This window comes from Nostoc sp. FACHB-892 (assembly GCF_014698795.1).
Lineage (GTDB): Bacteria > Cyanobacteriota > Cyanobacteriia > Cyanobacteriales > Nostocaceae > Nostoc.
Map to the genome: position 1 here is coordinate 24,278 of NZ_JACJTR010000039.1, position 26,184 is coordinate 50,461.

A 26,184-nucleotide genomic window follows, 5' to 3' on the forward strand; every position below is an offset into this window, starting at 1 on the left:
TGAAATTATTGAGAATACGTACTACAAAAGTATTGTTTTTGTACTTCAAAAAGAACAGTTTTTTTCTGTTTGTGCTACGAAACACTACTAAAAATTACAATTTAGCGCTGATTAACTTCGAGCCATTGCCAAAAAATTCCGTTGTCAACCATTTTACTCCTGAGTAATTCTCAAAAAATTCTGTGAGCAGCCCATTAATTCTCATTAATCAAGAGTTATTGACAGGTAAACAGCCCGAAAGCCTTGCTATTGCGTGGTTTTTTAGTCCAAATCACAGAAAGTCGAGTGTCCTCTACTTAGGCTGAAATTGTGTCAACAGTGACTATACTACTAAGGGAATCTTGGGGATAGCGGGAGAATTGCCTGTGAAATGCTGTAGGGCGGCTTAAGATAGTCGTACTTACTACGGTTTTTTGCCCATTTTCGCCTTTGAGCGATTTGGCTGAAAAAGTGGCGTAAAATCGAGAAAAAACAGCAATAATTTGAGTGATATTTGTTTCTCAGTCAGTCAGCCCAAAAACTTGTATTTCCAATTTTTAGCGTAAAGAAAAAATGGCATACGCGATCGCGCGATTAAAAAAATTAAAGCGGGGTAACATATCAGGGAGTGCATCTCACACTGCACGAGAAAGAGAAACCCCGAATGCAGATCCCACTCAAAAAAATATTCGGTTCATCGGTAGCCTCGCCCCAGAGGAACGACTAGAGGATTTAGTCTTAGCCAAGATAGGGGACTCGGAGCAGAAGCGGAAGATTCGCACTGATGCGGTGTACTGCGTGGAGTTACTGTTGAGTGCATCGCCCAGTTATTTCCGTCCCAACTGTCCCGCTCAAGCCGGTTACTATGAACCCCAAAAGCTGGATGAATGGCTAGAAGCGACTCATCAGTGGTTAGCGGATGAATATGGATCTCGCATTGTCCGCGCCGAATTGCATTTAGATGAAGCCACGCCCCATATTCACGCTTACTTTGTGCCTTTGGATGATGATAAGCAGTTACGGTGCAATCATTTCTTTGATGGACGGCAGAAAATTCATGAATTTCAGGATTCGTACTACCAGACAATGCGGCTAATTGGGTTGGAGCGTGGGATTAGAGGAAGCAAAGCCCAGCACCAGGACATCAAGGACTTTTACCGCATTGTGGAGGAAGGACGTGACTTAGAAGTTGATGAGCTAAGTGCGCCGCAATTGAAGGCCAAAGCTGCTGACCGAGACAGGGCGAATCAACGTAAACAGGAAATGGAAGCTACAGCCAAAGCTCTCTCACTTGAGAATGAACAGTTACGGCGGCGGATAGAGCAATTGGAGCAAGATAATCAATCAATAAGAAAACTTACCGAATGGTCAACTGATTTAGCTTTGGATGATGTTGCTTGGGAATTGGGACTGTGGCGTAAAGGGAATGAATGGGTTGGAGGAAACCACATCATTAATATAGATGGCTCTAAATTTAGCGACCTTGCTCCCGGTTCTCATTTTGAAGGTAATGATGCAATTGATTTGGTGAAACACGTTAATCAATGCAACCAAGCCCAAGCGATCGCATGGATCGGGGAGCGATTTGGTGAAGTCGGCGCAAAACGTGCAGCGAGCGCTCATGCTCAAAAAGTTGCGGCTGACATTATCCAAACTCAACCAGTACCCCAATTCGCTCCACCTGTTGAGGATAAAGCTAACTGGTCAGGCGTTGAACATTACCTAACTCAGAAACGAGGCATACCCTCTGATTGCGTACAAATGTTACATAACCAGGGACTAGTTTATGCCGACTCAAAAGCAAATGTAGTTTTTGTGATGCGGGATCTCAACGGAAAGACCAAAGGGGCTTTCTTAGAAGGTACAACCAATAAATTCTCTGGTTATGAGTTAGGTACAGTTCGCCGTGATAGCTGGTTTTACTTTACTTTGGGGAAAAAGCCTAGCGAACAAACTAGTACTGTCGTACTGTCTTGCTCTCCCATTGACACCATTTCAGTAGCCATGCTGGAATATCAGGTTAAAGGAATACCAGAAAACAGAACAGTTTACATGGCAGCAGATGACACTTCAAATTTACCTGTTGAAAGATTACGTAATGTTCCTTGTGTACAAGTAGCTTTTAGTCAATCAACTGCGGCACGGGCTGTTAAAGAACTACTGCCACACTCGACTCAACTCAAGTGCGAAAGTCGGGATTGGAATACGCAGTTAATCAATTTCTCCCATCAATTGCAACAACGTTATTCACAACAAAAACACGAGGAATTAGAGCTATAGTTGCAAAAAAGTCAAGCTACTCTAGTACCGATTTTTTCAGTACTAAAGTAGCTAGTAAAGAGTTTTAGCTATCAATAATATTGGGGTGAAATTTAACTAAAGCCCTAATGAATAATGAGTTAATTAAACAAATATTTGGATTAATTAAGCTTAACAATAAGCTGATTGCTGTCGAGTCTCCATTGCAAGAGAGGGTCAAACTTTTGACAAATCTCGCCAGTGAATGCCAGCAATACAATATTAACTGTTACCTGTGGACGCTGGAGGATGATGCGCTACACCAGTTATCTACTAATGAGGAGGGATTAAGTTTACAAAGAGTTGACCAGTATCAAGCGATCGCCAAGAATCGACGCGAACATTACTTTGAAATTCTGCGGTTTTGGAAAACCACTGATTTACAGGGCATTCTCATACTGGAGGGCATATTCCCTTGGCTGGGCGAAGCTACCACTGACCCCGATTTCTTTTTGACTTCCGAGTGGATTAAGTCAGCCCTCATTAACCTGAAGCTGTACAATTGCAATGCTAACAAGACAGCGATTCTCTTAGGGTCAAACGCCACTGTGTCATCTGACATTGCCCCCGAAGTTCCGACAGTCATTCAACAACTGCCAGCTATAGAGGAAATAAGCAGTTACTTAGCTCAAGTATTACCTGATTACAGCCGCAGCGATATTCATGCGACAGCGATCGTCGGCTTAGGCATGTACTTGGCAGACATTGACTATGGAATTAGGCAGGGGATTGCAAATCATGGAATTAAACCGGATGAGTTAGTAGAAAAACTGTCCGCTTACAAAATCGAACTGTTTAAGCGAATTTATAATATTCAGTTTCTCCAACCGCCTAGCACTCCTATCGGGGGACTGGAACTGATGCAGTCGGCATTTAAAACTTATAAGCGGTTATTAACAACACTGGCGAAAGCGTATAATCTGCGCTTACCCAAGGGGATTTTACTAATCGGCCCACCGGGAACAGGAAAATCTTACTCGGCTAAAGCAAGTTCTGCACAATTGGGGCTACCTCTGATTATTTTGGAGTGGGGGAGTTTCCGCAGTTACGGTAATTTGGCTGAATATAAGCTCAAGAATTTACTCGCACTCGTAGACCGAATTAACCGTGTAATCCTGTATTTGGACGACTTCGACAAAGGATTTGCTGGGGATGATGATTTATCCAAACGCCTAGCTGGTATGCTTTTGACCTGGATGCAAGAACGTACTAGTGAGGTTTTAATTATCGCTTCGGCTAACAATATTCAATGGCTACCACCAGAGCTAACCAGAAGCGGACGCTTTGACGAGATTTTTAAGGTGGATTTACCCAACTATGGAGAACGGCACGAAATATTCAAGATTCACTTAGCCCGTTTTGATCCTCGTTTCCGTAATGGGGGCGATGGCTACAGCGAAGAAGAATGGAAAAGGTTACTCAAAGCTACACAGCGATGTGTGGGGGCGGAGATTCAAGCCATTGTAGAACGCGCCGCCGTCTTTAGTTTCTGTGAAATGTTTGGTGATGATGTTGCACCAGCTGGCGAACTGCCATCACTTGAGATTACATTATCGGCATTGTTGGCAGCAAGGCAGAGTATGAATCCTCTGGCCATTCGCGAAGCTGACCGAGTTGAAAGTATGCGTAACATTGCGGCTTTACATGGACTTCCATCTAGCCCGATTGATTCATCTATATATAGTCTCGGCAATGTTGATATTTTTGGATAATTATGCAAATTCTTAAAATTCCTAACGAGAAAGATTTATACGCTGCTGCTTTCAAGTTACTGAACATACTAGGCCCTGTTGCTGGAGTATCAATTATCATTGGCACTGTGGCGATTGGTTACGTCCAAACTCGTCCCCAGGATTTACCAGTTACGCACATTCTCACTCACGGTAAGCGCACATTTAAGCTCTCAGTCGCCTCTACACCAGAGCAATTAGAGAAAGGGCTGAAATTTCAAGCATCCTTAAACGGCTCGCGCGGAATGTTATTCAACCTGGGAAGAGAAATTTATAATGTGCCTTTTTGGATGTACAAGGTAAATTTTCCATTAGACATCTTTTATCTTAAGGGCAATGTGGTGACAACTGCGGTTTACAATGCCCAACCGTGTCACAAAACCCCTTGTCCCATCTACAAGGGGAAAGTTGCCAATCAAGTGCTAGAGCTAGCAACAGGCGCTGCCAATATCAAGGTTGGCGATCGGCTTAACATCCAACCGTTATCAGTTTTGCCTAAGAATAATATCGGTGTTGATAGCGGTAATTCTTTGAGAACCAAAAATAATCGCTAGTAATTGTATAACGTATTTTTTAAAAATCAAGAAACCATAGTACTGAAAAAAACAGTACCTAAATAGCTTCATGCGTTGAATCAAATATGGCAATCTATTTATGGGAAGAGTATGGACATATTGGGAATTCGATCACCCTTTGGGTAGCACAGTGCGGGTAATCTCTACCCCATTAGGGCTAGAGATATTTACTGAAGATGTGTTCAACATTGTTGCAGCAGAATTAAATAACGAGAAGGTAATACTGATGAATATTCACAGTCAAGAACGTTATGTGGTTATTGAAGAAGAGGTAGTAAAAATAAAAACTTTAAATTTTACAGCCATCAATAGCTTGAAGACGATTGTCAAAGCGGACTTGATTAATAAATTTCTGCATTGGGTACGAATTAAAATTCGACCAATATTTCAAAGACAGTACTTGTAAAAAAATTAGTCAATATCAAAAGGAAGAAGAATAATGACTATTAAGATAGCCAACGATAATAACCGAAATACTAGCAACAATCTGGCAGATCAACCCTTTAGTAATACACAGTTTAACAATATAGCACCCAACAATGCGATAGAAAAAGACACTAGTAATATAGATCCCGACAGCCCAGTGCCCGATAATATAGCACCCAAGAATGTGACAGAAGAAAACACTAGTAATACAGATCCCGATAGCACAGCACCCGACAATGTACCACCCAACAAGGTGACAGAAGAAAACATTGGTAATACAGAGTTAGACAGCCTAGCACCCGACAATATAGCACTTAACAATGCGATAAAAGAAAACACTAGTAATACACAGTCTAATAATCCAGTATCCGAAAATAATAATAAGAATAACAACAATAAAAATAATCCAGAACAACTAAGAAGATTAGTAATGGTGACAGGAGATAAAGGAGGTGTTGGTAAGTCAACGTTTGCTAGAGGTTTAGCGCAAACTTACATAGATAACGCAGTAAAATTTGTCGGGTTAGACGCGGATAATTCTAATCCACACTTGATCAGATTTTATGAAAAAGCTGCAAACATTCATCGTTTAGATATATCTAACTCAGATAAATTAGACGAATTTGTAGATAATTTAAAAGAATTAGTGTATCCCAAATCAAAAGAATCTGGGAAAAATCAAGAGGAAAAATCTTTGATACTACTAGAAACGCCATCACAATTTCTGCCAACTTTAAAAATTTTAATAACCGAGATGGGGTTTTTAGATGTAGTAAATAATAAATGTAAAATGCGGGTGACGATAGTAGTAGTTATTAGCACAATAATTGATTGTATAACTCAACTACTAGAACTATATAGTTTCTGCGGTGATCGGGTTGATTATGTAATAGTAAAAAATTCGTTTTACGGAGAGGCGGAACAATTTGCTTTTTATGATAATTCAAAAGAAATAAAAGCAATTGAACAGCAAGTAAAAGCAACAGGGCATGATTTCACAAGTATTAATATGCCAAAACTAGCGAAAAAATCCTACGATTATTTAGATGTGAAAAATTTGACATTTAGACAAGGACTTGAACAAGATGAATATCCGTCTGTATTTGGTAGAGTCTTAAGCTGGCTGAACAATTTTAAAGGGCAAATAAAGCCAAAAAAAGATTTATTTGGCATAGAGAAGATTTTATCTGAATAGGAATAAAGATGTCAAAGAGAATGATTATAACTGTAGGAGATGCGCGGGTGGGTAAGTCTACAGTTATTAAGCTATTGCTAGAAATGTTCGCCCAACAAGGAAAACGGATAAAGGTTTATAACCAAGAATCATTCCCTGTATTTCAGGCTTATGAACATCTAGCAACCATTAAGAAGTTTGATTTATCAAATGACGATGCTGATGCAATAACAGATGACTTAAATCATCCTGAGTTAGATGTGATGATTGTTGATATGCCCGGACAAGATATTGAAAAAGTAATTCAATATATCGAGAGTGCTAGCTTATTTGAGGTTCTAGTAAAATTTGGTTGGAATTTAACATTTCTTCAACCTATTTCTCACAGGGAAGACTGTATATATTACTTAAATGCAATCATCCAGAACGCGACTAATAACGCCAACTACGTGGTAGTGAAAAATTACCATTTTGCGCCAGAATTTAGAGAATATGAGGAGAAGATACGGAAAAAGCTGTTAATCATAGGAGGGGCAGAAGTAGAATTAATGGCTCTACATCGGAATCATTATCAAGCGATGGAAAAGGCTAATAAACCATATTCACAAGTTTGCCAGGATCTCTCAATAATTTTATTTTGGAGAAGCTTCATTTTTCAGTGGATTAAAAAGTTTCGTCATTCAGTGATGAATAACCATTTGGCTATTAAATATCTAGGGCTTGATTGATGACACTACAAGACACATTACAAGGCTATTCCCCATCAGAACAAAAACGCATAGTTGAAGGGGCATATCAACTAGGAATTACACCAGACGATCCAGTTTTTAGGATGATGGCGACACTGGGCAGATATGAGGAAACGATCATAGACCTCCAGGCAAGAATGGAGGCAATGATAGAAGCGTGGGCGGCACTGATAGACCAAAAACTGGAGAAGACAAGCAAACAAGCCGAGTCAATGCATTATACAGTTGTCTCTAGTGCCGTGCGTGATGAGATCAAAAAAAGCAAGCCCACCGGCACAGGCATGAAAGTGCAGGCAGGCTGGGGATTGGGGACAGTATCTCTTGTGTGTGGATTAGTAGCGGCTGGCAGTACCTTGCTGGGTTCGCTGACTACATGGAATCTAGTGCAAAATATAGGAACGAATCAGTCAGTAGTAGTCTCACGTAACGAGATAAAGATTCTCCAATGGGCAAAATCCCAAGAGGGTAAGCAAATGTATCAAATAATCTTGAAGAATCAAGCAGCAATTGAAGCCTGTCAAACACAGCAGAGTAAAACCCAGGGCTATTGTTTAATTCAAGTGAGTAATACCAATTCTCCAAAATGAGGCAACAGATGTAAACCAGAAAGTCTTGCTGCATCTAAGTTTCTTAATTGCGAATGGGCGAAAAAGCTCTCCTTGTACTGAGCGTAGCCGTAAAGCCTACGGCATAGCTACGCTTAGGGCGCAGCCTCTCCAAGAGTTGTATTGCGAATTGGTATAAGTAGCTAACCTACTTTCAGGTAATCTTGTTCGATGTACCCAAGTTTACTAGCTTCAATCAGAGCATTGACGCGATCCTTGACATCTAACTTCGCAAAAATCTTGTTAATATGGCCTTTAACGGTACTTTCAGTAATAAATAACCGCTCGGCAATCAGCTTATTAGAAGAACCATCTGCCATCAAAGAGATAATTTGCATTTCAGTGGCACTAAGATGATCTTGGTAACTCTTCCCCTTAATTTTCTGCTGAAAGAAAAAATTATGTCGGCTAATATCAGGGTCAAAAAAAGACTTGTTATCGTAGAATGTGGTTTTAATTGCTTCTAAAATCAGAGGAACATTATTCTTTTTGAGAATGTAAGAATCAGCGCCGACATTTAAAGCTGATTGAACAGTGCCTTGAGAAGAATGGGAAGAAAGAACAACAATTTTAGTCTTGCTATTGACTTTGACCTCTTTGATCACTTCTAGCCCCGATATGTCGGGTAAACCAATATCCACCAAAATCACATCGGGATTTAATTCCTTAACTAAATTAATTCCTTCAATACCAGTACGAGCAACGCCGACCATTTCCATATCTGGTTGTTGATTGATAGCAGTAGTGATCCCCAACCTAATGAGTTCTTCATCCTCAATGAGCGTTAATCGAATCATAGATCACTTCGATTATAAGATGACTTAATATTTATAACATAGTTGTTGGTGTTAAGCCTTTTACTTTTTGTGGATGTAATATAAAATATAAGTAAGAAGAACTCTTTCCAGATAAATGGAAGAAAGTTTACTACTAAAGCTTGATTGAATATTTTTTTTTAGAACTAAAATAAAAACATTCTCAAATCTTATAGACATAATTAGTATTTATTCATAAAAGTAGCCAAAATAACCATCTGTCGTTGGAAACATAGTTATGCAACAGGAAGTTTTAAGCAAACAGTTGGATTTATCAGCCTTACTCCATGATGTGTCAAATTCTTTTAAAGGGGCATCGTTGATTGTAAATCAGTTAATTGATGGCGCTTATGGATATTCTTTAGAAGAAATCAGACCATTTCTGATAGCCCTACGAGATACTAATGACCGGGGTATGAGCTTGGTTGAAGCTAACAGAGTCTCTCAAGAAGCTAAACCAGTAACAGTAGCTCAGTTTGATATGTTGAGTTTTTTACAAACAACTTATTCTCTATTCAAGCCAATAGCGCAGTATCATTCCTTGAATCTCCATTATGAAACTCAATCATCGTACAAGCATGGAACGCAAGTACGGGGTGACAGCATAAGTATTGACAGAATGCTGTGTAATCTTGTGACAAATGCTATTAAGTACACTCTTGCCGGAGATATCTTTTTAAGGCTGCTCAATCAAGAAGATGATTTAGCCATCGAAATTGAAGATACTGGCTGTGGAATTGCCGCAGAACAACTATCAAATATATTTATCCCATTATGGCGAGCGCCAAATAGCAATTTATTACATCAATCAGGGATGGGATTAGGACTGTACATCGCCTTATGTGTGGCTCATGCTCATGGTTTGAGGATAAGCGTAAACTCAGTAGCTAAACAAGGAACCAAATTCACCATTATATTTCCTTACAAAGATGACGGGATCTATGGGGTTGATGGTAGGATGTTGCCCAAATCAAGTCGCTCTGCTCCAATTCGTAATTGCTAATTCGTAATTCGTAATTAATACCCCATGAATAAATTCAGGGGCTTAGAATATAGAGCGGGAGCATTTCTTTGTCTTCCATAACTGATATTGGGGCTTATTCCCGAATGAACTAATTATTAATTTTGTTCGTAATTACGAATTACGAATTACGAATTACGAATTATTTGTCGCAGAGGTTACAAGATGCGTTACCTATATGATGTGAAACTTTGGGACAGGATTGAAACAGGGGTGGAATTTCTAATTTTTGTGGCTTTGATGATAGCGGCAATCATTAAACTGGGGCACAACGATTTTCTACAAGCATTGTTTTACATAGTATTAGCTGTAATCATCTCACCTTGGTCACAATTCGAGCGGGTGACTAAGCGATATGTCTTAGTAAGTGCGTACATTCTTGGGTTGTTTGTCGGGTATTTTAGTTAGTCTAACTCTGGGCCGTCGGGAGAACGCTCGTTTTGTTGTTGCTGTGGCTGTTGCTGTTGCACTCTTATATCAAAGTTGATCAGCTTTTGTGTTTCTTGTGGTGAAAGGTGATTGTGTATTACCTTGTATTCTTCCTCTTCTTCTACTTTATAAGCACTAAAAGCCGATTGATTATCACTTTTGCGCCAAACAGTCAGACGCTGCATACCTTCTCTCATCAACAAATTTAATTGATAAGCCATACCTTCATAGACCCGACCGCCAATAGTATCTTGTCCCTTTATAACGACAATATTCATCAGTGCCGGAATCAGAGATTTTTTAGCAACCTCATCATTTTCACTCTCAACCGATTTTGACTGTTGGCTGTCAACAAAAGGCAGTTTGCGCCCTTTAGTTTCTAATATCTGCTGCAAGAATGTCTTTTTCTTTTCATTGATCAAATCTTCAACTCTTGTTGAGTTATCTATATCAGGTGTTTCCTCGGATTTATTTAAACCAAATTTTTGGGCGTACTCTTGGTAGTATTTTTCCTTAAGGGATTGCCTGTAATCTTCAGTACTTTGAGTATTTTGGGACACAGATAAAGTATTTCTCACCTCACCAATAATGTTTTCGCGCTCTGTAGTGTCTAGTGCGGGGGTTATTGACGGTGAAGGTGGGTGTTTCTCCATCATCAGCGCTAGTCTGTAGGCCATTTGGTTGTCAGAAAAGCCACTGTTGCGGTTGATGATAGTGATGGTTTGGGCAACTGAGCTAGATTGCATAGATATTACAATTCTAATTCCTGTGAATTAGTAGTAGGTTGCTGCGGGTGAGATTTTTGGGAATGTACTTCAACCTTGGGCGTATAAGTATTGTTAATAACCTGGCTACGAGTCTTGAGCAAATCCTGAATCACATCACTCAAAGGAGGAAGTGAGATATTCGTTTGCCCAATGTTCTGCTGCTCGAATTGACTTTGAAGGAGAATTTTCTGGTAAAGTTCACGTTGCTCCCCAATAGTCAGCTTGCCAGTTTTTGAAAGTTTTTCCCGCAAAGGGTTGTTGTACTGATTGGCAACACTAGACCAAGTTTTATTAGTTTCTAAACCGTGCCAATGAGAGGCAATACCAGGGTGAAGAGGCACGGGTGTATCACGTTTCGGGTCAGAAGAAAACTGTGGCTGTGCTTCTGTAAGAACCTGCTCTCGCAAATCATTAACAATGTGAGCTAATGGTGGAAGCACAATATCAGTACGCCCAAAGTGATTGATTTCACTCCAAGCAAGATTTTGAATTTGCTGGTAAAGTTCACGCTGTTCACCAACAGTTAACTTTCCAGTTTGCTGAATTTTAGATTGAAATTCTAAATGTCCTTGCGCTACAGTCTCATGACTTGAACCATCTTTTTCTAACTGCTCCCAATACTGTTTCAAAACTGGATGTAGTGGTAGCAAAACTTTATCTAAGTTAGAAGAAAAATTTGGTTGTGATGGTGTTGTGCTGTTAGGTGTTGGTGTAGTTGAGTGTGATACAGCGTTCTGTTGTTTTGGAGAATTAAAGCTTGCTTCTTGTGGGTGTGATTGTGTCTTGCGATCTGGTGCGTTGGGTGTAGGTTGAGTAGATTGGTGTGACTGCTCCTCGTCTAAATTACGGGTAATTTCGGGATGAACGGGCAAGTCGATGTCACGGGTGTCTGTCGGGTTGCCAAATAATGCTTTGTAATTAATATGCAGTTTTTGAGCCAACAGTCTTAATTTCTCCAAATCAGCTTCAGTGATAGCCATCGCTTGGACTTGATGAGTCATCCCAGTTTCAGTTTTCTCAAACTGAAAGCGAACAGCTTCCCGATTTGTACCATTGTGTTCAGTTTTGAGTAATTGCAGAGTAGATATATTGTCAGTGGTTTGCCGAAAAAGAATCCGGTAATTGCCCAAGCTTAAATCGTCTTGCCCAAAATTAGTAATAGTTTGGGTCAGGATTTTTAATACCTCTTTTTCTTTGAAACTTTCTAAAATGTTATGTGTACCTTTAGGGGAGAGCGAGGAAAGAGTAGATGCAATTTTGCGCGGGTCTTCATCGACGGAAGGTAGTTGTTTCCCGGCTTTAAGGTAATCTGCGATCAACAAAAACTCTTGTCTTTCAATAGGCAGGATGTTAATTTGTTTTTCTCTCCAAATTTTTTGCTCATCCTTTATTTCTGTGTAAGAAAGTTTAATATTGCCTACGTGTCCCCATTTATCAGCTTGAAAAGTCATTAACTCTACATCATCATGACGACGATAGATGCTGTATTTATCAGCACCATGATTCTTGATTACAAAAGCATCAGCATGGTAGATTTTGCCACTGGTCTGCTGTTGTTCATCTTTAGCCTCAACACCATATTTTTTTAACAAAGTATAAGCAGCAAAAGCTATTTGTTTATTCTCACTAGCTTCTAGGCGCTTTCTAAAAAAATTAGGCTCATAAAGTGTAACATTTTCTTTTTTAGCCCAAGAAGAACTGGTTACAGCAGTTTCAGTTGGCTGGGCTGGCTCAGGGGCAACATCTATATGAATAATGTCTGAATCAATCACTTTTATATCTATAATTTGTGAACCAAGGTCAATAGGTGATTTAGCACGACTTTTTTTAAATACACCAATGTTTGGTTCTAATTCGGAAGCATCTGTCACAGTAGAGTCTCCTTTTTGTTGATCAATTGTTTTGACTGTGCCATCTTTGAGCTTGATAGTAAAACGTAAACTATCAAGTTGATTTTGATGCCATGACTCTAGAGCTATAGCCCCAGCAGATAACTTTTCAAAACTTTCTCCTCCCTGTGCCACTATAAAATCATCTACACCCTTATCCGGCCCTGGCAGCGTTACTACTTTAACGACAGCACCAAATTCTTGTAATAAGCTTCCTGTTTTCCAAATATCTCTTTGGATATTGAGTTTAGTTTCAGGCTTAGTTTCATAATCAAAGCAGATTTTGATTTCTCTACCCTTAGTAGCGAAAACAGTCAACTCATCAGCTAGATAAGAATCATCAATTTTCTGACCCCATTCATTTTTAGGTGAACGGTATCCGGCGGAAATTCCTGGTAGTCCGATGGCTGCGTGACCTTGGCTTAACAGACTAGCCGCTTTCTTCGCGCCCTCTGTAATGACGAGTGGAATATTGTGTTTGCACACACAATACCAAAAACCACTCAAGCGATCGCTGTCGGTGGGGTTTACTCCAGCTTTTGAGTAAATATTTTGGGCAATCACGCTTGGGACATCTAGCAAGAAAATACTCAAATCAACTGATGGTGGATGCTCATATTTGATGAACTTGCCTTCAACCGCAACAGTGAAGCCATCTTTTTTTACGGTTTTGGGTCTGGGGCGGTTTGGCTTATAGCATCCCCATTCTTTAATTTGAGGTTGCTCACCAGGGGTAAGATTAGCAAATGTGCGCGGATCTACTCCTGAATTACACCACCAGCCACCTGCATCTAGGTGGGAATAGAGTTCTAAAAGCCTAGTAGAGAGGCTACCTGTATTTGTACGTGAGAGTTTGTCGCTGATCATCAGCCGTTCCCAAGCTTCATGTTCGCCACCGACATAGCTAAAATGAAGACTAGAGAAGTTGAGATGTGCAATTTCTGGTGCGATCGCGCTGCCTACTACTAGCTCGTGCCAATGTTGCGGATCAATATGTTCTGGGTGATGAGGGATATGTTGATTATTTTGTGGCTCAAGTTTTTCACTAGTTATAGGAATTGTGTGGTCGATGACAATCTTTGTTGTTAAATTCTCATCTGCAATGTCATAAGAATTAATGACTCTTAGAGGGTGACTCTGGTTATCAACTTCATTGTTGGCGCTGGTTTGGTCAATCAAATCCTCATCTACAAACTCAGGAGAATTATCAACACTCCCTTCATTTGATTGTGATGATGTATCTTTAAGTTCATCTTCACCTGTTAAAAAAACATTTCTCTGGATGGAAGCATTTAAATCTAGATTTTCTTGGTCTTGGATAGGTAGATATTCCTGGGGATTTTGAGAATCGAATGGTATAGTTAAAAACTCAACAGATGTGGCAGAAGGCGGAAGAATTAAGGGGGAATTGGGGTTGGGTAAAACTGGAGGTAAATCAGGTTCAGGAGGAAAATTTGACAGTGTTATATCATTACTACCGGGGAGAAGTTTAGGCAATAAATATGCCATCATCTCTTCTACTTGTTCTATTTCCTCATCTGTTACACCTTCAAAGTTATTTTTAGACCATTTCCAACCACCATCCTCATCAGGAGTAAGGAAATAAGTTTCTTCTCCTATTTCAATTCGACATTTTAAATCAATAGCTGATTCGATTGATTTATAAATAAACTCTCCTAAAGGATAAATAAAAGCTCTAATAAAATGCTGACTAGCTCTAGCGTAAGCAGAAGTGAGTTGCAAATGTCGTTCATCAAACATATTTTTTATTAGTTATTTATACACTGTGCCTTGTGCTGTACTCTTGTTTAAGAACAACAGTTGCAGCGGATCTGCAAGTATTTATTATTAGCAGGGTTTTCTAAGATCCGAGAACAAGATTGACGTAAAACCTCATATTGTTGCCAGTTAGCCCCCAAGTATTTGATATCAATGAGCTTACCTTCTGGAGTAACCCGATTAAAAACAATATGAATGTAAACATTACTTGGATTAATATCGAAAAAACAAATGTACTGCAAATCATGCCAGCCAATACCGTGAATATATTGATTAACAATTTGAATACATAATTGTTGATTTAGTTTGATATAAATATTTTTCAAACTGATAATAATATATATTCCCAAACTCTTAAGTCTTGGTCTAGTTCCAGACAAGGTATTAAAATTGTCAATGATTTGAGTTGGAGGAATATTAATGTCAATGAAGCTACCATTAGCGAGAATATACTGCTGAGATAAAGTTTTGATTAAGTCAAAATTATCAATCTTCAATTCTTCAATAGTCATTTTCATAATATTAAAACCCGATATCAGGAGGAACTTGGTCTTGATTAACCATACTGCCAACGTCTTTTGATGTCAGACCGGAATTATTAGAAACAGCTTGAGGATTTTGGGGAATGGGAAAGCGCAAATCAACTTGCTTAACTCGCAAAGCTAAATCTTGCCCAGAGGGAAATTTCTGTGTACTCTTTCTAGCTAACAAACTGACAATCCTTGCCCATTTAAGTTGATTGTATTTATCAATATTTTTGAGCAACTCATTAATTTTGATAGTTTTGAGTAAAGGAACAGACCCCTCCTTTTTATTGGCATAAGCCGGATTAATAAAAACACATTTGCCAGCAATTAGTTTGAGAAATTGAGCCGATTCAAAAAGCTTTCTAGTTTTCTCTTGGTCGCTGATGCTCGTGCTATTATTTTTACCCCCAGTAGAACGGCTTTTTTGCTTGTACTTAATCTCTTCATCACCTAAGAAGCTGGAAAACAATTGCGCCGACTCGTTCTCACCAGGATTAAAGATGAATTTAGTGCTGCAAGCGCCAAGGATAGCTTTAGCAATATCCTTACCGTAGTTCTTCTCAAGCTGCCCCATATTTTGGAAGCCGATAAGACCGCAGAAGCCCTCAGAGCGAGATTCGTTGAGCCACCTATATAAATCAGGTAAGTAAATCGAGGGTAATTCATCCAGTGCAACGATCAGTGGATCTTTCCGTTTTTTGGCAATATTTCGGGCGATGGTCATGTGTAAAATGCTGGTCATGAGAGGCCCTACTGCATCTCGGCGCTCTCTATCTAACCCAAAGATAATCATTTGCTTACCTTTAATTTCTAAAGGCAAAGTCGTCTTTCCAATGAAACAGCCCAAGGTGTTTTTGGCCATAAAGCGAGTGAACATGATGCTGGCAGTTGCAACAATCCCGGCAACGGTTTTTTCACTAGCTGCGGAACTGAACAGTTGCCCAAAGGCAATTTTTACCCAAGGATTGAGAGAAGCAGCCATCAGGCGTTTGACCATTTGTTCGCTAGAAAGTATCGCGGCGCAAGTCATAACATCTGCGAATTGACCGAACTCTTTAGCTAACATCAGAATTGCCTGAGTCAACTGATCACCCGACGGGCCAAAGAACCCATCTTCAGTTGAATTGCCCAGAAGTCGGAAATTCTTATTGATAACAGTGGAAATTTGTCGGGAGGATTCGGCATCACTACTATCCCGGAGAAAATCTAAAGGATTGCAAACTTCAGATTCAGGAAATCCAGGTGCAAAGATGTGAACATCATAGCCCTTGTATTTGGCGTATGCAGCAACTTTCGCTTGAGAAGGATATTTAAAGTCATAAACTATACATGGAAATTCTTGATCAATTGCCGAGTAAATCATCGGGTTAATGGCGCTGAATGTTTTACCACTACCGGGAGCGCCGATGACTGCCGTACCCCGTTGCACATCAGGAATATAAAAAGTAGTGCCATCACCTTTTCCTTGATGCTTACCAATGTAAAGTGCAGCACTATCACATTGGGGATTGGCAATTTGCAAGATGGCTTTTTTCTGAGCAGTAGCAGTTTCTTTACCACCACCCCAATAACTGGTAGCGATTTTCTTTTTGTTAGAGTCGCCAAAAAATACCCTCATCAAAATATAAGCACCAAGCAAGGACAAAACTGTTAGTCCATTGGGGGTGAAAAGAGAGTAAGTGTACTTGCCAATTGCGTCTGAAGGATTTTGTAATTGCTCAAATCGAAATCCTTGAGGATTAGCGCTATTTACTTTGAAAGATTTGCTCATTTTAAGGTAGAGAATTAGGTTGACCAAGAACGATAGGGTCTTTCTCCTGGTACTCAATAAAAGGCACAGGGCCAATGAAGTATGGACTGCAAGTGCGACCAATGAAAGGGATAGTTTTACAAATACGGAAGAACATAGTAGTCTCCACCTTTCCACTGGCTTCATAAATATTCCAAACAACTTGCTTAAAGCTGGAGCCAAAGGGGTTTCGACCAGTAGGCTCTTTACCATCATTAAGAGCTTTTAAAATACCAAATCCACCATTAACCTTTTGGAATTTCCCCGATATCCACTGTGTTCCAGTAGTCTCACCAATGCCTGACATTTCCGTATGAGCGCAATTATTTTGTAGACAGGGAACATTAAAGCCATCTTGATAGCTACCAGATATGGAACGGGTACGGTTAGCCTCAATATCTCCCAATGGCAGATCAACTTTGGCAACAAATGAAAGGTCAAGTGTTCGCAGTCCTGGTAGGTTATCCCAGGTGAGAGTGGACAATCCAGGTACTCCATTAATTTTGGAGTCTTGCCAATTCTCAAATCTATTAATAGATGTGTTTTGAATGTCGGAAATAGATGTTAGTGAGTAATTTTTTAAATTTATTACTCTTCCTAATGGAACGTCACGTAAACGAGAATTTCGGCTGGCGTTACCTATTGTGCCCCCAGTAATTCCAAATCTTCTCAAGAAATCGCTGACAGGTTTAACACTTCTGACATTTCTATTACCTAAACCAGGGATCGCTTTGGTTAAAGATGGTAAAGTTTGCCATTGAGTTAATTGAAAATCATCTAATGTTAACCCACTTAAATTGATTCCTTGCACTGAAGCTATGGTTGAGAGATTTAAATTTTCTATTGCTAATTGAGGTGTTTCAAAATCTCCCAGTTCCATAAACTCGCTAATGCTTTGTCCTGCCGTCCAAGTTCTGCTTTCTGTACCTCTTGTGCCTGGGTAGGTAACACTGTTACTTTCAGAAATAATCATGTCGCTAAAACGCAAGCGCGACCAATCAGGAGTAAACCCATTAGGGAAATTGACAACGGGTACTTGTGCTGAAGCTTTGGGCAGCAAAAAGCCTACAAAAGAGTTCAATAGCCCATATCTTATGAAACTATGAATCAATAGGCTACCTAATAAACTAAAAAAGATTAAGTAACGTAAGGCGTTATCATTGAGGCGAAAAGATGATTTCATAAACTATTACCTTGTCTTAAGTTATCAGAATTATTATTCAAAGCAATTAATTTGTTAACTAATTCTTGAGAAATGGAAGACTTATTAGCAGCAGTAGAAATATCATCACCTGCTTGTAAATAACCAATTAACTTTTGCAATCTTTGATGTAGTTTATCTTGCTGATTCATCCATCCACTTTTTATAGCGACAACAATACCGCCTCGAATTTGGTTAATTGTTTGCTGTGTTTTAACTAATGATTGCAATTGAGGTTTCAGGGCTGTTTGTTCTCGTGCGACATCATTCTGGATCGTTACCTGACTATATTTAGGAGTGCCATTACTTGTTGCTAGTCGAAAACTGTAAGTCTTGCGTTCACCAGAGGATGACTGCGTAACTACTGTTAGTAGAGTTGCCGATGTTTGCGGTATTCCGGGAATGTTTACTTTCTTGATTCGCCGCAGATGAATCAGCCCAGCACCTCCTTTGGAGCAATTCTCACCCAGTCCCTCTAAGCACCCATCTGTGTCAAGCAGAATTTGCGATGGGTCGTCTAACCAGACTTTTTTGATAGTTTCGCCAATTTCATAGAAAGAAATTACTACACCGTGACCATTCCAAACGTTGATAGTTTGTAAAATTGCACCTTGACCACTAGCTTGAGTTTGTTTGATGGTGCGAACGACTGGTGCGGCAATTGTGGATAGTGGTACACAAACAACTGCAATCGCCAATGGTATACCAATCAAAAACTTTTTCATGGCAACTCCAGAGTGCGATTCACTAAAATCGTGATTTTAGTATCTTTGGGTATATACAAAATATTGGTTCGAGCAGCAATTTCTGGATTGGCAGTCTCGGTACGCTGACCCTGAATGTCACTCAGTTTCCCAAATGCACCCTCTAAGAATGCCCCCCCTATATCACGTCTAGATGATGAACTACTTGAGGTGTTGTAGCTATTGCTAGAAGAATTGATGATACTGGTGGTATCTGATTGGTTCAAGACCCCACCAATTTTACCTAAGCCGCTAAACAGACCCAACATTATATCGTTGGACACCTCCCCCCCTTTGTTTTGGTATTTCTTTGCAATCAAAGGTTTAGACCCATCTCCTAATACTGAAATTGCTCCTTCTGCAATTGGATATTCATTGTTGTCTTTAATGATGCTCGTGACTTGAATATTTGCATAGCCGCCATCTACTGAAACTAACTCTACCGCTAATAAACTATCAGCAGCGATCGCTACTTCACCTTCATTGTCATGCAAATCTTGAGTCAGTTTAGCGACGAATCGTTTATTAGATGGAATTTGTCTTTGCTGACTTATAGGTGCTTGTTGCTGTTGTCCTATTACTGGGGTTATCAAAATCCCGTTCGCAAATTCACCTACTCTCAAGTAACGAGTTTGCTTCCCGTCAAGTATTTGTCTTTCTTGGACTAGATATTTACCCGACTTAGCTTGAGTTTGGGCTTGCCACCTGGGGCGGATTTTTTCGATTGAGTCGGCTGAGTTTTGCAGTCTGGAAAGGAGAGGAGTATCATTCTCTACATTCTGAAAATCAGTTTGCTCATCAGATACACTTGGTTGATTTTGTGCCGGGTCTAATGAAGGGGTGGTGCTAGTTTCGGTGTATGCAATTTTGCCATAAGAACCGATGGTACGAAGTTTGTTGATTTGCTCAAGGGGATCTTGGGGCGTGAATGTCCGTGCTGCTATAGAGGGTCTTGGAGAAAAACTCGTGCGTGTTGGTGGCTGAGTGTAGGTTCTAATCTGTTGTGGTGCAGTCTGAGTTACGCGACGTGGTTGTGTATTTTGAACCGGACGTGGCGCAGGTTGTGGAGATGGTGGGTTAGATGGCACAACCTTTTGGTCTACTGAAACTGGTACTGGCGCTAGTTGGTCTTTTTTATTTTTGTTAATGCGACCTAACTCATCTTCTTGATCCGACAGAGCGAGTTTTGCACGCGCATCACCGTCTCCATCATCACTTTGCCCCGCTTGTTCAGTGGTCGGTATTTCCTGCGTTTTCAGACCAATCTTTGGTGCTGGTGCAGGATTGAAAACACCATTGAGCATCAAAAATATCGCTAAAAATCCAACTCCAAAAGGGACAGCAATTATTGCTAGTCTTGACCAAGGAGAAGTGACAATTGTGTGCTTAGTCGGTACTAATAAACTTTCCGGTTCTGGTGCTTTATTACCATTAGTTTTATTAACATCATCTATTTTAAGCAAATCCTCTAAAGTCGATACAGACCCATTTTTATTATTCTCTTTACTCATTTTCTTTTGCCCAAATCTAAATCGACAATTTCGGTAATTTCTAATCCGGCCTTCCTTGCCGAATAAATTTTCTTAGACAGTTCACTAGTATTAGCTGGGATATACTCTGGATTAGAAATTGATGAAAGTGTAATGGTTTTATTAAAAGTAATCCCTTTGCCCGAATTATCACTACGTTCAAAAGTTACCAGCGTCCCAATAAAATCTATTTCCCATTGACCATCTCTAAGTTGCCGTGGCTGTGAAATAAATCTAGGGATTAAAGATACTTGCGTATCACCATTGAAGATGCTCGTGGGAGTAATTGAGGCTAATTTTTTCAAAAATGCGGTTCTAAATCCTCCATTCTCACTCAACGCAAAGGCAGCATCATAAGCTTTACTTGTGACTCGGCTATTAGATTTATTATTAATCTTGCCTACTTCTACCCCAGTATCTTGCTTAGTTATCGGCTCACCTTTTTCATTGAAAACTTGTACTATCCCATCCCAATTAAACATCTTAATAAAGGTATCAGAAATAAACTTTCTAATCACTTCATCAGAGCGTTTCTGAGGGTCTACTGCCTTAGCGTAAATCGTCTCACCTGATGATAATTGTACCAGGGCTAATTGCTTTTGATTTAGTATGCTGATTGCCCCATAATTGAGGAATTGCAACAATAGAGAAAACCCAGCCATTGAAAACCCAACTAAAGAGATTATTCCAACTCGTGTTGTCACATATTTGTTGTATCTGAGTAATTGTAATGGCTCTTTATTAGCAGGAGAGGCTTTTTTATGATTCAGCATAGGCTTTATTTAGCTAATTTTCCGACTAAACTACCACCTTTAGTAGCAACACCTTTAGCAACCTCAATGGCAATCCCACTGTAAGTTTCAGCAGCTTTATTGATTTGAATTAAAACAGAAATGCCACCACCAGCTGCTAAACCTGTAGCTAAGAATGGCGCAATTATACCAATTGTAAATAGAAAGAACATTGGCTGATAAGATTTAGAATCAGCGACTAATTGCCCGGCGAAACCAACAATGATATTGAAGCAAAGTTTGCCAAAACCTATACTGAAATATCCTACTAACCAACTGTAGATTGATTTAGCTCCGTAAGGTAGCAGAGAACCACCAACAGCTATAGGCCCCAGCAGCGCTGTTACGAGCATAGTCAGTTCAATTCCCCATTGATAAGCCCCATTCATTCCGACTAGAATGATAGTAATTACGTCTGTTATCGCCGACCCAACAAAGGCATTAATGGGAGACATAATTACATCTGTAACTGTAGCTTTTCCTTGACCTACGTCCTTGTAAGAATCGATAGCGCCATCAATCGCATCGATAAACCAAGAAAATACCCCATTATTTTTATTAAATTTATCGGGATATGTCTTCGTTAAATCTTCCTTCGCTTTTGTTAAACAGTTTATCTGCTCTTGTTGACTTAAGGATGAATTTTTGCACTTACTAACAGCTAGTCCGATAGCGCTACGTGCAGCTTCAGTGCCTAATGCACTTTCGTATGCTTTCTTAAGATCAGTTCCTGCCGCCGCTTTACTAAGAACTATATTGTTTACATTATTAATATAGTTTCTAATTCCTAATGTTGAATTTCCTAAAGCTTTTCCGTTATTAGATAGTAAAACAATTACTATTAACGGCCAAACAAAATCAGTATAAGCTCTTTGTTCTTCCCCCGCCATCATCCTTTTTGTCCATTCAACGACAAAGAAAGTTAGTGTTGCTATAGCGAATAAAGCACCAACGTCACAAACTGCCCAGTATACGCCTCCATCAAGAGTATTAACCCACAATTCGTCAAATCCTTTCGCTACTGAAGCTGAATTTTCTTTTGCTAAATCAGCTAAATCGCCACCATCTAGTTTGGCTAGTAAATAGTACATAGTTAATATCCTTTTTTGACCAATATTTATCAACCACTCGTACAGAATTAATGCAGCAATTCTGACGCCTTGGCGGAGCAACTCCTGCTCCGCTCCTGAGTTCTGAATTCTTCTTCATAAACCTTTAGTCGTCAGCAGATGTCGCATTTAACCGTGCATTAAGTACGACTTCATGTACTAGAGACAATCTGCCATCTTCTTGGGAGTTCTCCTTTTGCCTTTGGGAATCAAGATGCTCCGCTACTTGCGTTAGCATCAAGTTAGAGTAAGCATTGTCCTGTCGGGCTAATAAAGAATCAGTACGCTGCTGTGCCAACATTGACACAATTAAGCTGTTCTGAGACGCCATCGCTTTGAGAACATTCTGAGAAGCGTCCATATTCTGCGCCTCATCAGCAATACCTTTTGCAAGTTTAGTGATTTGTGCAGTAGTATCAATTTTTTCTTGAGTTTGCTGCTGTCCTTTTTTTCCAATCACGCTGGCAATCGAGCCAAGCGTCAATTCACGCTCTAGCTTCTGTGCTTTTTCTTGGGCGACAGGATAAGAATAATCATCCTTGAGCGTATTTTTCAATTGTTCAGCCGAAGCGATTGGGTCAGGCGCACCCAATTGTCCAATAGAACTATCAATTGCCGCATTAGCATTTTCTTTGATGTCACCCCAAGCACTGTTAATCTCATCGGATGCCCATGCTTGAATTTCCGAAACTTCTCCTTGAAGATCCGATACGATAGAACTAAAAAAATCGTTGATGCTGATGCCATAGCTAGGTGCAGCTATCAATAAACTGCCAACTGTAGCAGAAATTATTACCCCAATTGTTCGCTTTTTCATTTAAGCTACCTGTCTTGTATGTGATTTTGAAAGTAAATTCTTCGCTAATTCTGATAACTCTTCCCCCCGAATCATTCTGATATAATCCTCACTAAATTTGATTAACCCAAGTAGAGGATTATCTTGATAGTGCTTGAGAAACAAACTGCGTAATTCTTGTTCGTTTGGATTATTAGCAACTGAGGCTAATAAACAGTAGGCAGGATAATAGCGACAGAATGTGAGTTTGCCGTTATCATCAAGCAACCATTGTGAGTAAATCCCCGACTTTTTTGGATAAAAAGCTTCTGTACTGTTGACCCTGATGATTTCGATAGGATATTTAAAGCGAACAATAAACGGGTCAACGGCTGATGATTGAATCCTGCCTACTAAACGTGTAGTGATATTGGCAAATATCTTCTGTGCAGATGCGCTCTGATATATAGTCTCTGGTTCTTGGGCAGAGATGATGACGCGGATACCAGACTTCGCACCATTGGCACACAATCGCCCAATCAGGTCAGCTATCGCATCGAATTGGAATAAAATTGGTGCTTCATCAAGGAAGAATATCGAAGCTTTTGATGATAATGCGCGACGTAATGCAGCAGAGTATGCACTAAGAGCGAGTATGGCAGCATCAGCTTCACTCGATAAATTACGTAAAGCGAATACTAACAATTTGGCATTAGTTCTAAAACTGGATGGGCGTGAGATGGATTGCCCGACCCTGGTACTCAACCAATAATTTATTCTCAGCCTGATTTGCTCTAAGGCTTCGGAAATCTCTTGACTCTTACTAGCAATAGAATCTAATTGTATGAAAGCTGGAGAACAAAAATTATAAAAATCTTTGAGCGTCGGAGTTTCGCTCCAATATTGAGTCCCAAATCCAAAATGTATTGCTGACTTGTAGCGTGATTTAATTTCATCATCATTAAAAAATGTTTTTAAAGCTAAAGCAATGATTGACTCAATATTGGTGGTAATCGTTGGGCTGACACCAATCATGCTCGTCCCCATCACCATTGTCATCAGCACTGATTTGAGAAATTCCTTAAAATCGTTCAATCGCTCATTTCTCAGTTCTGCATCCAGAGAGCGTAAATCAGGAAGTTCAAAAAGATTGTTTGATTCTTTGGAGATGTCAAAGTATGCCCCATCTTCACCCAGCAGATTGGTGTAGTCGGTGAAAGTGGATGTCCCGTCTGGCTTGGGATAGTCTAGTGCCACTACCGGAATATCTTGTGCAAGTGCCGGGGTAAGAATACCTGCCACCAGCACAGATTTACCTGAACGAGTTGCGCCGAAGACTGCCAAATTCTTGTGGTTTTGGTACAAGTCTAAATGTACTGGTGTGCCTCCTTCTTCTGCAATTAACTCAAAGCCAGCGCGATCGCCTGTGGCAGTCCTGATCAATGGCATCAGCCCTGGTGCTTCCGAACTAAAATATGGCAGTCGGCGGTTAAAAGGCTTGGTTAACAACGGCTCCCAAACAAATGGGCAACACTGCAACCATGTCTTCCAGGCGTATTCAATCTCCCGGTCAACTACCGCCGGACGCAAGAAATAGCTGGCAAGATATCGGCAAGCTTCGTCTAATTCCCGTGGGGTTGGGCGGTGGACGAGAAAAGCAACTGCGGTATGCACTACTACACTACCTTTATATATTGTCTTCTGCGCCTCTACCGCTTCTTCAATATTCATCCCCGATTTGACATCAATATTTCCTTTCTCTGTAGATAAAGAAGTGCTGGTAATTGATTGCTTGGTAATCCGTTGAAGATTTGTTTTAGAGATAGTTTGATTTGCCTTTGTTACCTGACAAATAATTTCTGTATCATAAATACTATCTCTAGAGATTAATTCCCATAGATATCGCAGTTGGGCTTGTTCGTCATACCACCCCCCTGGCTTTTGGCTGAAGTTGAGCGCCCCAATATATTTATTTTGTAGTTTTACCCATTTTCTATCGAAAAATGGCACAGACTCCTCATTCTCTAACATCTGGTGGCGGATGTGAAAATCGCTCGTCTGAGTTTCTACTATTCCATCTATTGGGTCAATTTTTAATGGATTAGGGATTGCCGGAGGAGTAGAGCAATTAAGCTGTTGCCAAATTGTTGACCAAATTTCTTCAGCACTTAAAACCCTAATCCCCAACTTCATCTTGTTGCCCAGGATAGCTGACCACTGTAAAAATCCATCGTTAAATGAATTTTGCAGAATATTTTCAATTCTAGTATTGTTATGGGCGTGAATTTCACCTGTAAAGCGAAACCACCCCTTTTCTAATTTTCTAATAAGAGATTCTATAAAATCCTTAGACCGTTCATCGTCATCAATAACAGTGTAAGTACACCAGAGTCTCAAAAACTTATTCTTCCTAGCTCCACTTTGGGTTAGTTTTTTAGTCCTTAATCTTTCACTACGTATTAACAATTTTAATTGGTCAATCTGACAATTACTCTCTAGCTTGGACAGTTCTTCTTGTCGGTGATAATCAGACGTAAAAGAACCTAAATGTATTGTTAAGTTTTCCCCTTCGGGAATTTCTTTTAGCCCCGCTTCTATCCCCTCAAAGATAGGCAGCATTTGCGATGATTCTAAATTCGGATGAATCCCTAAACAATCAAAGCAGAATTTAATTTGAATATTTTCACCTTTTTTAAGAATTAATGCGCCTACGCCCTGCCTACCTCCTAAGTTGAGGTCGCAAATACCCGCTAAATGGATAATATCTTCAAAGGGAGTGAGCATTTTCACAACACTAACCTGCTCCTTTTCTAATGCGACTTTACCTAATTTATCTTTAGCCTTATTAGAAGAATTTGGCATAACTTTATTAATAACTGAAATTTAATTATCTTCAAAACTGCGAATTGCGAATTGCGAATTGCGAATTGGTTTATGTCTCATATATCCCCTACTAATCCGAGGGACGCTGACGAACTTACCGAAAAAGTCTTTATTTGTAGAAATTGTCCACCATGTTGCCCATCCCCAAGCAATACTTAATCCTGTACCCAACCAACTTGTTTTCAGTAGATAATTGAACAGAAAAACATTGACTACTGCTATTAATGTCCAGGCAAATATTTGATCGGCAGGGAATGGCCCTAGTCTTGGTCTTTCTCCTAAAATCCGATTTACTGTCCGAAAATCATGTTTATTTGACATACTTATTGATTTAATAAAGAGTTATCAGCTATTAATCCAAATGCGTAATTATCAGGCACAAGACACGAATAAATCAGCCCAGCCCCTTCGGGGTTCAGCAGTCGCTCATGGGGGAAACCCCCAAGACCGCGCTGCTTCACCGTATCAATAATATTTTTGGCAAAACCGAGATATCTAGGCGAAACCGAGATATCTAGGCGCTTTCGCCTTCAAGGCGAAAGCGCCGGCTGGGCTGATTTATTTATTGGATCTCCCTCAATAACTGATAACCCATAAAGCT

Annotated in this window: 22 protein-coding genes; 9 read left to right on the forward strand and 13 right to left on the reverse strand. The window is 39.9% G+C overall.

What is annotated here, in order from left to right; translation table 11 throughout:
• Positions 1–552: 552 nt before the first annotated feature.
• The 7 genes from mobV (at position 553) to H6G96_RS31455 (ending at position 7,518) form a co-directional block, all read left to right on the forward strand.
• Positions 553–2,259 carry a MobV family relaxase gene (gene mobV / locus H6G96_RS31425; RefSeq protein ID WP_190916936.1) on the forward strand — a complete coding sequence of 569 codons (1,707 nt, stop codon included), beginning with the start codon at positions 553–555 and terminating at the stop codon, positions 2,257–2,259.
• Positions 2,260–2,366: 107 nt separating this feature from the next.
• A complete protein-coding gene (locus H6G96_RS31430) occupies positions 2,367–3,989 on the forward strand; it encodes an ATP-binding protein (protein WP_190916939.1) in 1,623 nt (540 codons plus the stop codon).
• A 2-nt stretch (positions 3,990–3,991) separates the two neighbouring features.
• On the forward strand, positions 3,992–4,561 hold the full coding sequence (locus H6G96_RS31435; RefSeq protein WP_190916941.1) for a DUF192 domain-containing protein: 570 nt from the start codon (positions 3,992–3,994) through the stop codon (positions 4,559–4,561).
• A 100-nt stretch (positions 4,562–4,661) separates the two neighbouring features.
• The gene (locus H6G96_RS31440) at positions 4,662–4,988 is read left to right on the forward strand and encodes a hypothetical protein (RefSeq protein WP_190916943.1); all 327 of its coding nucleotides are present in this window, start codon (positions 4,662–4,664) and stop codon (positions 4,986–4,988) included.
• Between the two features lie 33 nt (positions 4,989–5,021).
• The gene (locus H6G96_RS31445) at positions 5,022–6,203 is read left to right on the forward strand and encodes a hypothetical protein (protein ID WP_199339806.1); all 1,182 of its coding nucleotides are present in this window, start codon (positions 5,022–5,024) and stop codon (positions 6,201–6,203) included.
• Positions 6,204–6,211: 8 nt separating this feature from the next.
• Positions 6,212–6,910, forward strand: coding sequence for a hypothetical protein (locus H6G96_RS31450; RefSeq protein ID WP_190916945.1), 699 nt, complete (start codon positions 6,212–6,214; stop codon positions 6,908–6,910).
• Positions 6,910–7,518: a DUF6753 family protein gene (locus H6G96_RS31455; RefSeq protein ID WP_190916946.1), complete on the forward strand. Its 609-nt coding sequence runs from the start codon at positions 6,910–6,912 to the stop codon at positions 7,516–7,518. Before H6G96_RS31450 ends, H6G96_RS31455 begins: the two co-directional genes overlap by 1 nt.
• Positions 7,519–7,679: 161 nt before the next feature.
• Here H6G96_RS31455 and H6G96_RS31460 read toward each other — a convergent pair whose 3' ends face one another.
• The gene (locus tag H6G96_RS31460) at positions 7,680–8,333 is read right to left on the reverse strand and encodes a response regulator transcription factor (protein ID WP_190916948.1); all 654 of its coding nucleotides are present in this window, start codon (positions 8,331–8,333) and stop codon (positions 7,680–7,682) included.
• A gap of 256 nt (positions 8,334–8,589) precedes the next feature.
• On the opposite strand from H6G96_RS31460, the gene H6G96_RS31465 reads away from it, so the two are divergent.
• Together H6G96_RS31465 and H6G96_RS31470 are read left to right on the forward strand one after the other, a co-directional pair.
• Positions 8,590–9,354, forward strand: coding sequence for a sensor histidine kinase (locus H6G96_RS31465; RefSeq protein WP_190916950.1), 765 nt, complete (start codon positions 8,590–8,592; stop codon positions 9,352–9,354).
• A gap of 183 nt (positions 9,355–9,537) precedes the next feature.
• Positions 9,538–9,780, forward strand: a complete 243-nt coding sequence (locus tag H6G96_RS31470) for a hypothetical protein (protein WP_179070171.1) — start codon at positions 9,538–9,540, stop codon at positions 9,778–9,780.
• Here H6G96_RS31470 and H6G96_RS31475 read toward each other — a convergent pair.
• The 12 genes from H6G96_RS31475 to H6G96_RS31530 all read right to left on the reverse strand — a co-directional run bounded on the left by H6G96_RS31475 (position 9,777) and on the right by H6G96_RS31530 (position 25,904).
• Positions 9,777–10,547, reverse strand: a complete 771-nt coding sequence (locus tag H6G96_RS31475) for a hypothetical protein (protein WP_190916952.1) — start codon at positions 10,545–10,547, stop codon at positions 9,777–9,779. The two genes, H6G96_RS31470 and H6G96_RS31475, sit on opposite strands and share 4 nt — an antisense overlap.
• Before the next feature lie 5 nt (positions 10,548–10,552).
• A complete protein-coding gene (locus tag H6G96_RS31480; RefSeq protein ID WP_190916954.1) occupies positions 10,553–14,218 on the reverse strand; it encodes a DUF3854 domain-containing protein in 3,666 nt (1,221 codons plus the stop codon).
• Positions 14,219–14,265: 47 nt separating this feature from the next.
• Positions 14,266–14,748, reverse strand: coding sequence for a relaxase/mobilization nuclease domain-containing protein (locus H6G96_RS31485; protein WP_242063465.1), 483 nt, complete (start codon positions 14,746–14,748; stop codon positions 14,266–14,268).
• A 10-nt stretch (positions 14,749–14,758) separates the two neighbouring features.
• Entirely contained in the window at positions 14,759–16,534 is a 1,776-nt protein-coding gene (locus tag H6G96_RS31490) for a type IV secretory system conjugative DNA transfer family protein (protein WP_190916958.1), read from the reverse strand.
• Between the two features lies 1 nt (position 16,535).
• Complete coding sequence (locus tag H6G96_RS31495) at positions 16,536–17,735, reverse strand: hypothetical protein (protein WP_190916960.1); 1,200 nt, start codon at positions 17,733–17,735, stop codon at positions 16,536–16,538.
• A complete protein-coding gene (locus H6G96_RS31500; protein ID WP_190916962.1) occupies positions 17,732–18,478 on the reverse strand; it encodes a hypothetical protein in 747 nt (248 codons plus the stop codon). Before H6G96_RS31500 ends, H6G96_RS31495 begins: the two co-directional genes overlap by 4 nt.
• Positions 18,475–20,007, reverse strand: coding sequence for a TrbI/VirB10 family protein (locus H6G96_RS31505; protein WP_190916964.1), 1,533 nt, complete (start codon positions 20,005–20,007; stop codon positions 18,475–18,477). The genes H6G96_RS31500 and H6G96_RS31505 overlap by 4 nt, the downstream gene beginning before the upstream one ends.
• Positions 20,004–20,798 (reverse strand): hypothetical protein, encoded by a 795-nt coding sequence (locus H6G96_RS31510; RefSeq protein ID WP_190916965.1) that lies wholly within the window; start codon positions 20,796–20,798, stop codon positions 20,004–20,006. Before H6G96_RS31510 ends, H6G96_RS31505 begins: the two co-directional genes overlap by 4 nt.
• A 5-nt stretch (positions 20,799–20,803) precedes the next feature.
• Positions 20,804–21,907: a hypothetical protein gene (locus tag H6G96_RS31515; RefSeq protein ID WP_190916967.1), complete on the reverse strand. Its 1,104-nt coding sequence runs from the start codon at positions 21,905–21,907 to the stop codon at positions 20,804–20,806.
• Positions 21,908–22,031: 124 nt separating this feature from the next.
• Positions 22,032–22,742: a hypothetical protein gene (locus tag H6G96_RS31520; RefSeq protein ID WP_190916969.1), complete on the reverse strand. Its 711-nt coding sequence runs from the start codon at positions 22,740–22,742 to the stop codon at positions 22,032–22,034.
• Positions 22,743–25,562, reverse strand: a complete 2,820-nt coding sequence (locus H6G96_RS31525; protein WP_190916971.1) for a hypothetical protein — start codon at positions 25,560–25,562, stop codon at positions 22,743–22,745.
• 21 nt (positions 25,563–25,583) lie between these two features.
• Entirely contained in the window at positions 25,584–25,904 is a 321-nt protein-coding gene (locus H6G96_RS31530) for a hypothetical protein (protein ID WP_190916974.1), read from the reverse strand.
• Positions 25,905–26,184 lie beyond the last annotated feature (280 nt).

Excerpts from the sequence above, each read along its gene's own strand:
- H6G96_RS31470 (WP_179070171.1), top strand. The coding sequence starts at position 9,538 with ATGCGTTACCTATATGATGTGAAACTTTGGGACAGGATTGAAACAGGG.
- H6G96_RS31485 (WP_242063465.1), bottom strand. The coding sequence starts at position 14,748 with ATGACTATTGAAGAATTGAAGATTGATAATTTTGACTTAATCAAAACT.
- H6G96_RS31475 (WP_190916952.1), bottom strand. The coding sequence starts at position 10,547 with ATGCAATCTAGCTCAGTTGCCCAAACCATCACTATCATCAACCGCAAC.
- H6G96_RS31495 (WP_190916960.1), bottom strand. The coding sequence starts at position 17,735 with ATGAAATCATCTTTTCGCCTCAATGATAACGCCTTACGTTACTTAATC.
- H6G96_RS31500 (WP_190916962.1), bottom strand. The coding sequence starts at position 18,478 with ATGAAAAAGTTTTTGATTGGTATACCATTGGCGATTGCAGTTGTTTGT.
- mobV (WP_190916936.1), top strand. The coding sequence starts at position 553 with ATGGCATACGCGATCGCGCGATTAAAAAAATTAAAGCGGGGTAACATA.
- H6G96_RS31430 (WP_190916939.1), top strand. The coding sequence starts at position 2,367 with ATGAATAATGAGTTAATTAAACAAATATTTGGATTAATTAAGCTTAAC.
- H6G96_RS31450 (WP_190916945.1), top strand. The coding sequence starts at position 6,212 with ATGTCAAAGAGAATGATTATAACTGTAGGAGATGCGCGGGTGGGTAAG.
- H6G96_RS31435 (WP_190916941.1), top strand. The coding sequence starts at position 3,992 with ATGCAAATTCTTAAAATTCCTAACGAGAAAGATTTATACGCTGCTGCT.
- H6G96_RS31515 (WP_190916967.1), bottom strand. The coding sequence starts at position 21,907 with ATGTACTATTTACTAGCCAAACTAGATGGTGGCGATTTAGCTGATTTA.
- H6G96_RS31530 (WP_190916974.1), bottom strand. The coding sequence starts at position 25,904 with ATGTCAAATAAACATGATTTTCGGACAGTAAATCGGATTTTAGGAGAA.
- H6G96_RS31455 (WP_190916946.1), top strand. The coding sequence starts at position 6,910 with ATGACACTACAAGACACATTACAAGGCTATTCCCCATCAGAACAAAAA.
- H6G96_RS31520 (WP_190916969.1), bottom strand. The coding sequence starts at position 22,742 with ATGAAAAAGCGAACAATTGGGGTAATAATTTCTGCTACAGTTGGCAGT.
- H6G96_RS31505 (WP_190916964.1), bottom strand. The coding sequence starts at position 20,007 with ATGAGTAAAGAGAATAATAAAAATGGGTCTGTATCGACTTTAGAGGAT.
- H6G96_RS31465 (WP_190916950.1), top strand. The coding sequence starts at position 8,590 with ATGCAACAGGAAGTTTTAAGCAAACAGTTGGATTTATCAGCCTTACTC.
- H6G96_RS31525 (WP_190916971.1), bottom strand. The coding sequence starts at position 25,562 with ATGCCAAATTCTTCTAATAAGGCTAAAGATAAATTAGGTAAAGTCGCA.
- H6G96_RS31480 (WP_190916954.1), bottom strand. The coding sequence starts at position 14,218 with ATGTTTGATGAACGACATTTGCAACTCACTTCTGCTTACGCTAGAGCT.
- H6G96_RS31445 (WP_199339806.1), top strand. The coding sequence starts at position 5,022 with ATGACTATTAAGATAGCCAACGATAATAACCGAAATACTAGCAACAAT.
- H6G96_RS31510 (WP_190916965.1), bottom strand. The coding sequence starts at position 20,798 with ATGCTGAATCATAAAAAAGCCTCTCCTGCTAATAAAGAGCCATTACAA.
- H6G96_RS31440 (WP_190916943.1), top strand. The coding sequence starts at position 4,662 with ATGGGAAGAGTATGGACATATTGGGAATTCGATCACCCTTTGGGTAGC.
- H6G96_RS31460 (WP_190916948.1), bottom strand. The coding sequence starts at position 8,333 with ATGATTCGATTAACGCTCATTGAGGATGAAGAACTCATTAGGTTGGGG.
- H6G96_RS31490 (WP_190916958.1), bottom strand. The coding sequence starts at position 16,534 with ATGAGCAAATCTTTCAAAGTAAATAGCGCTAATCCTCAAGGATTTCGA.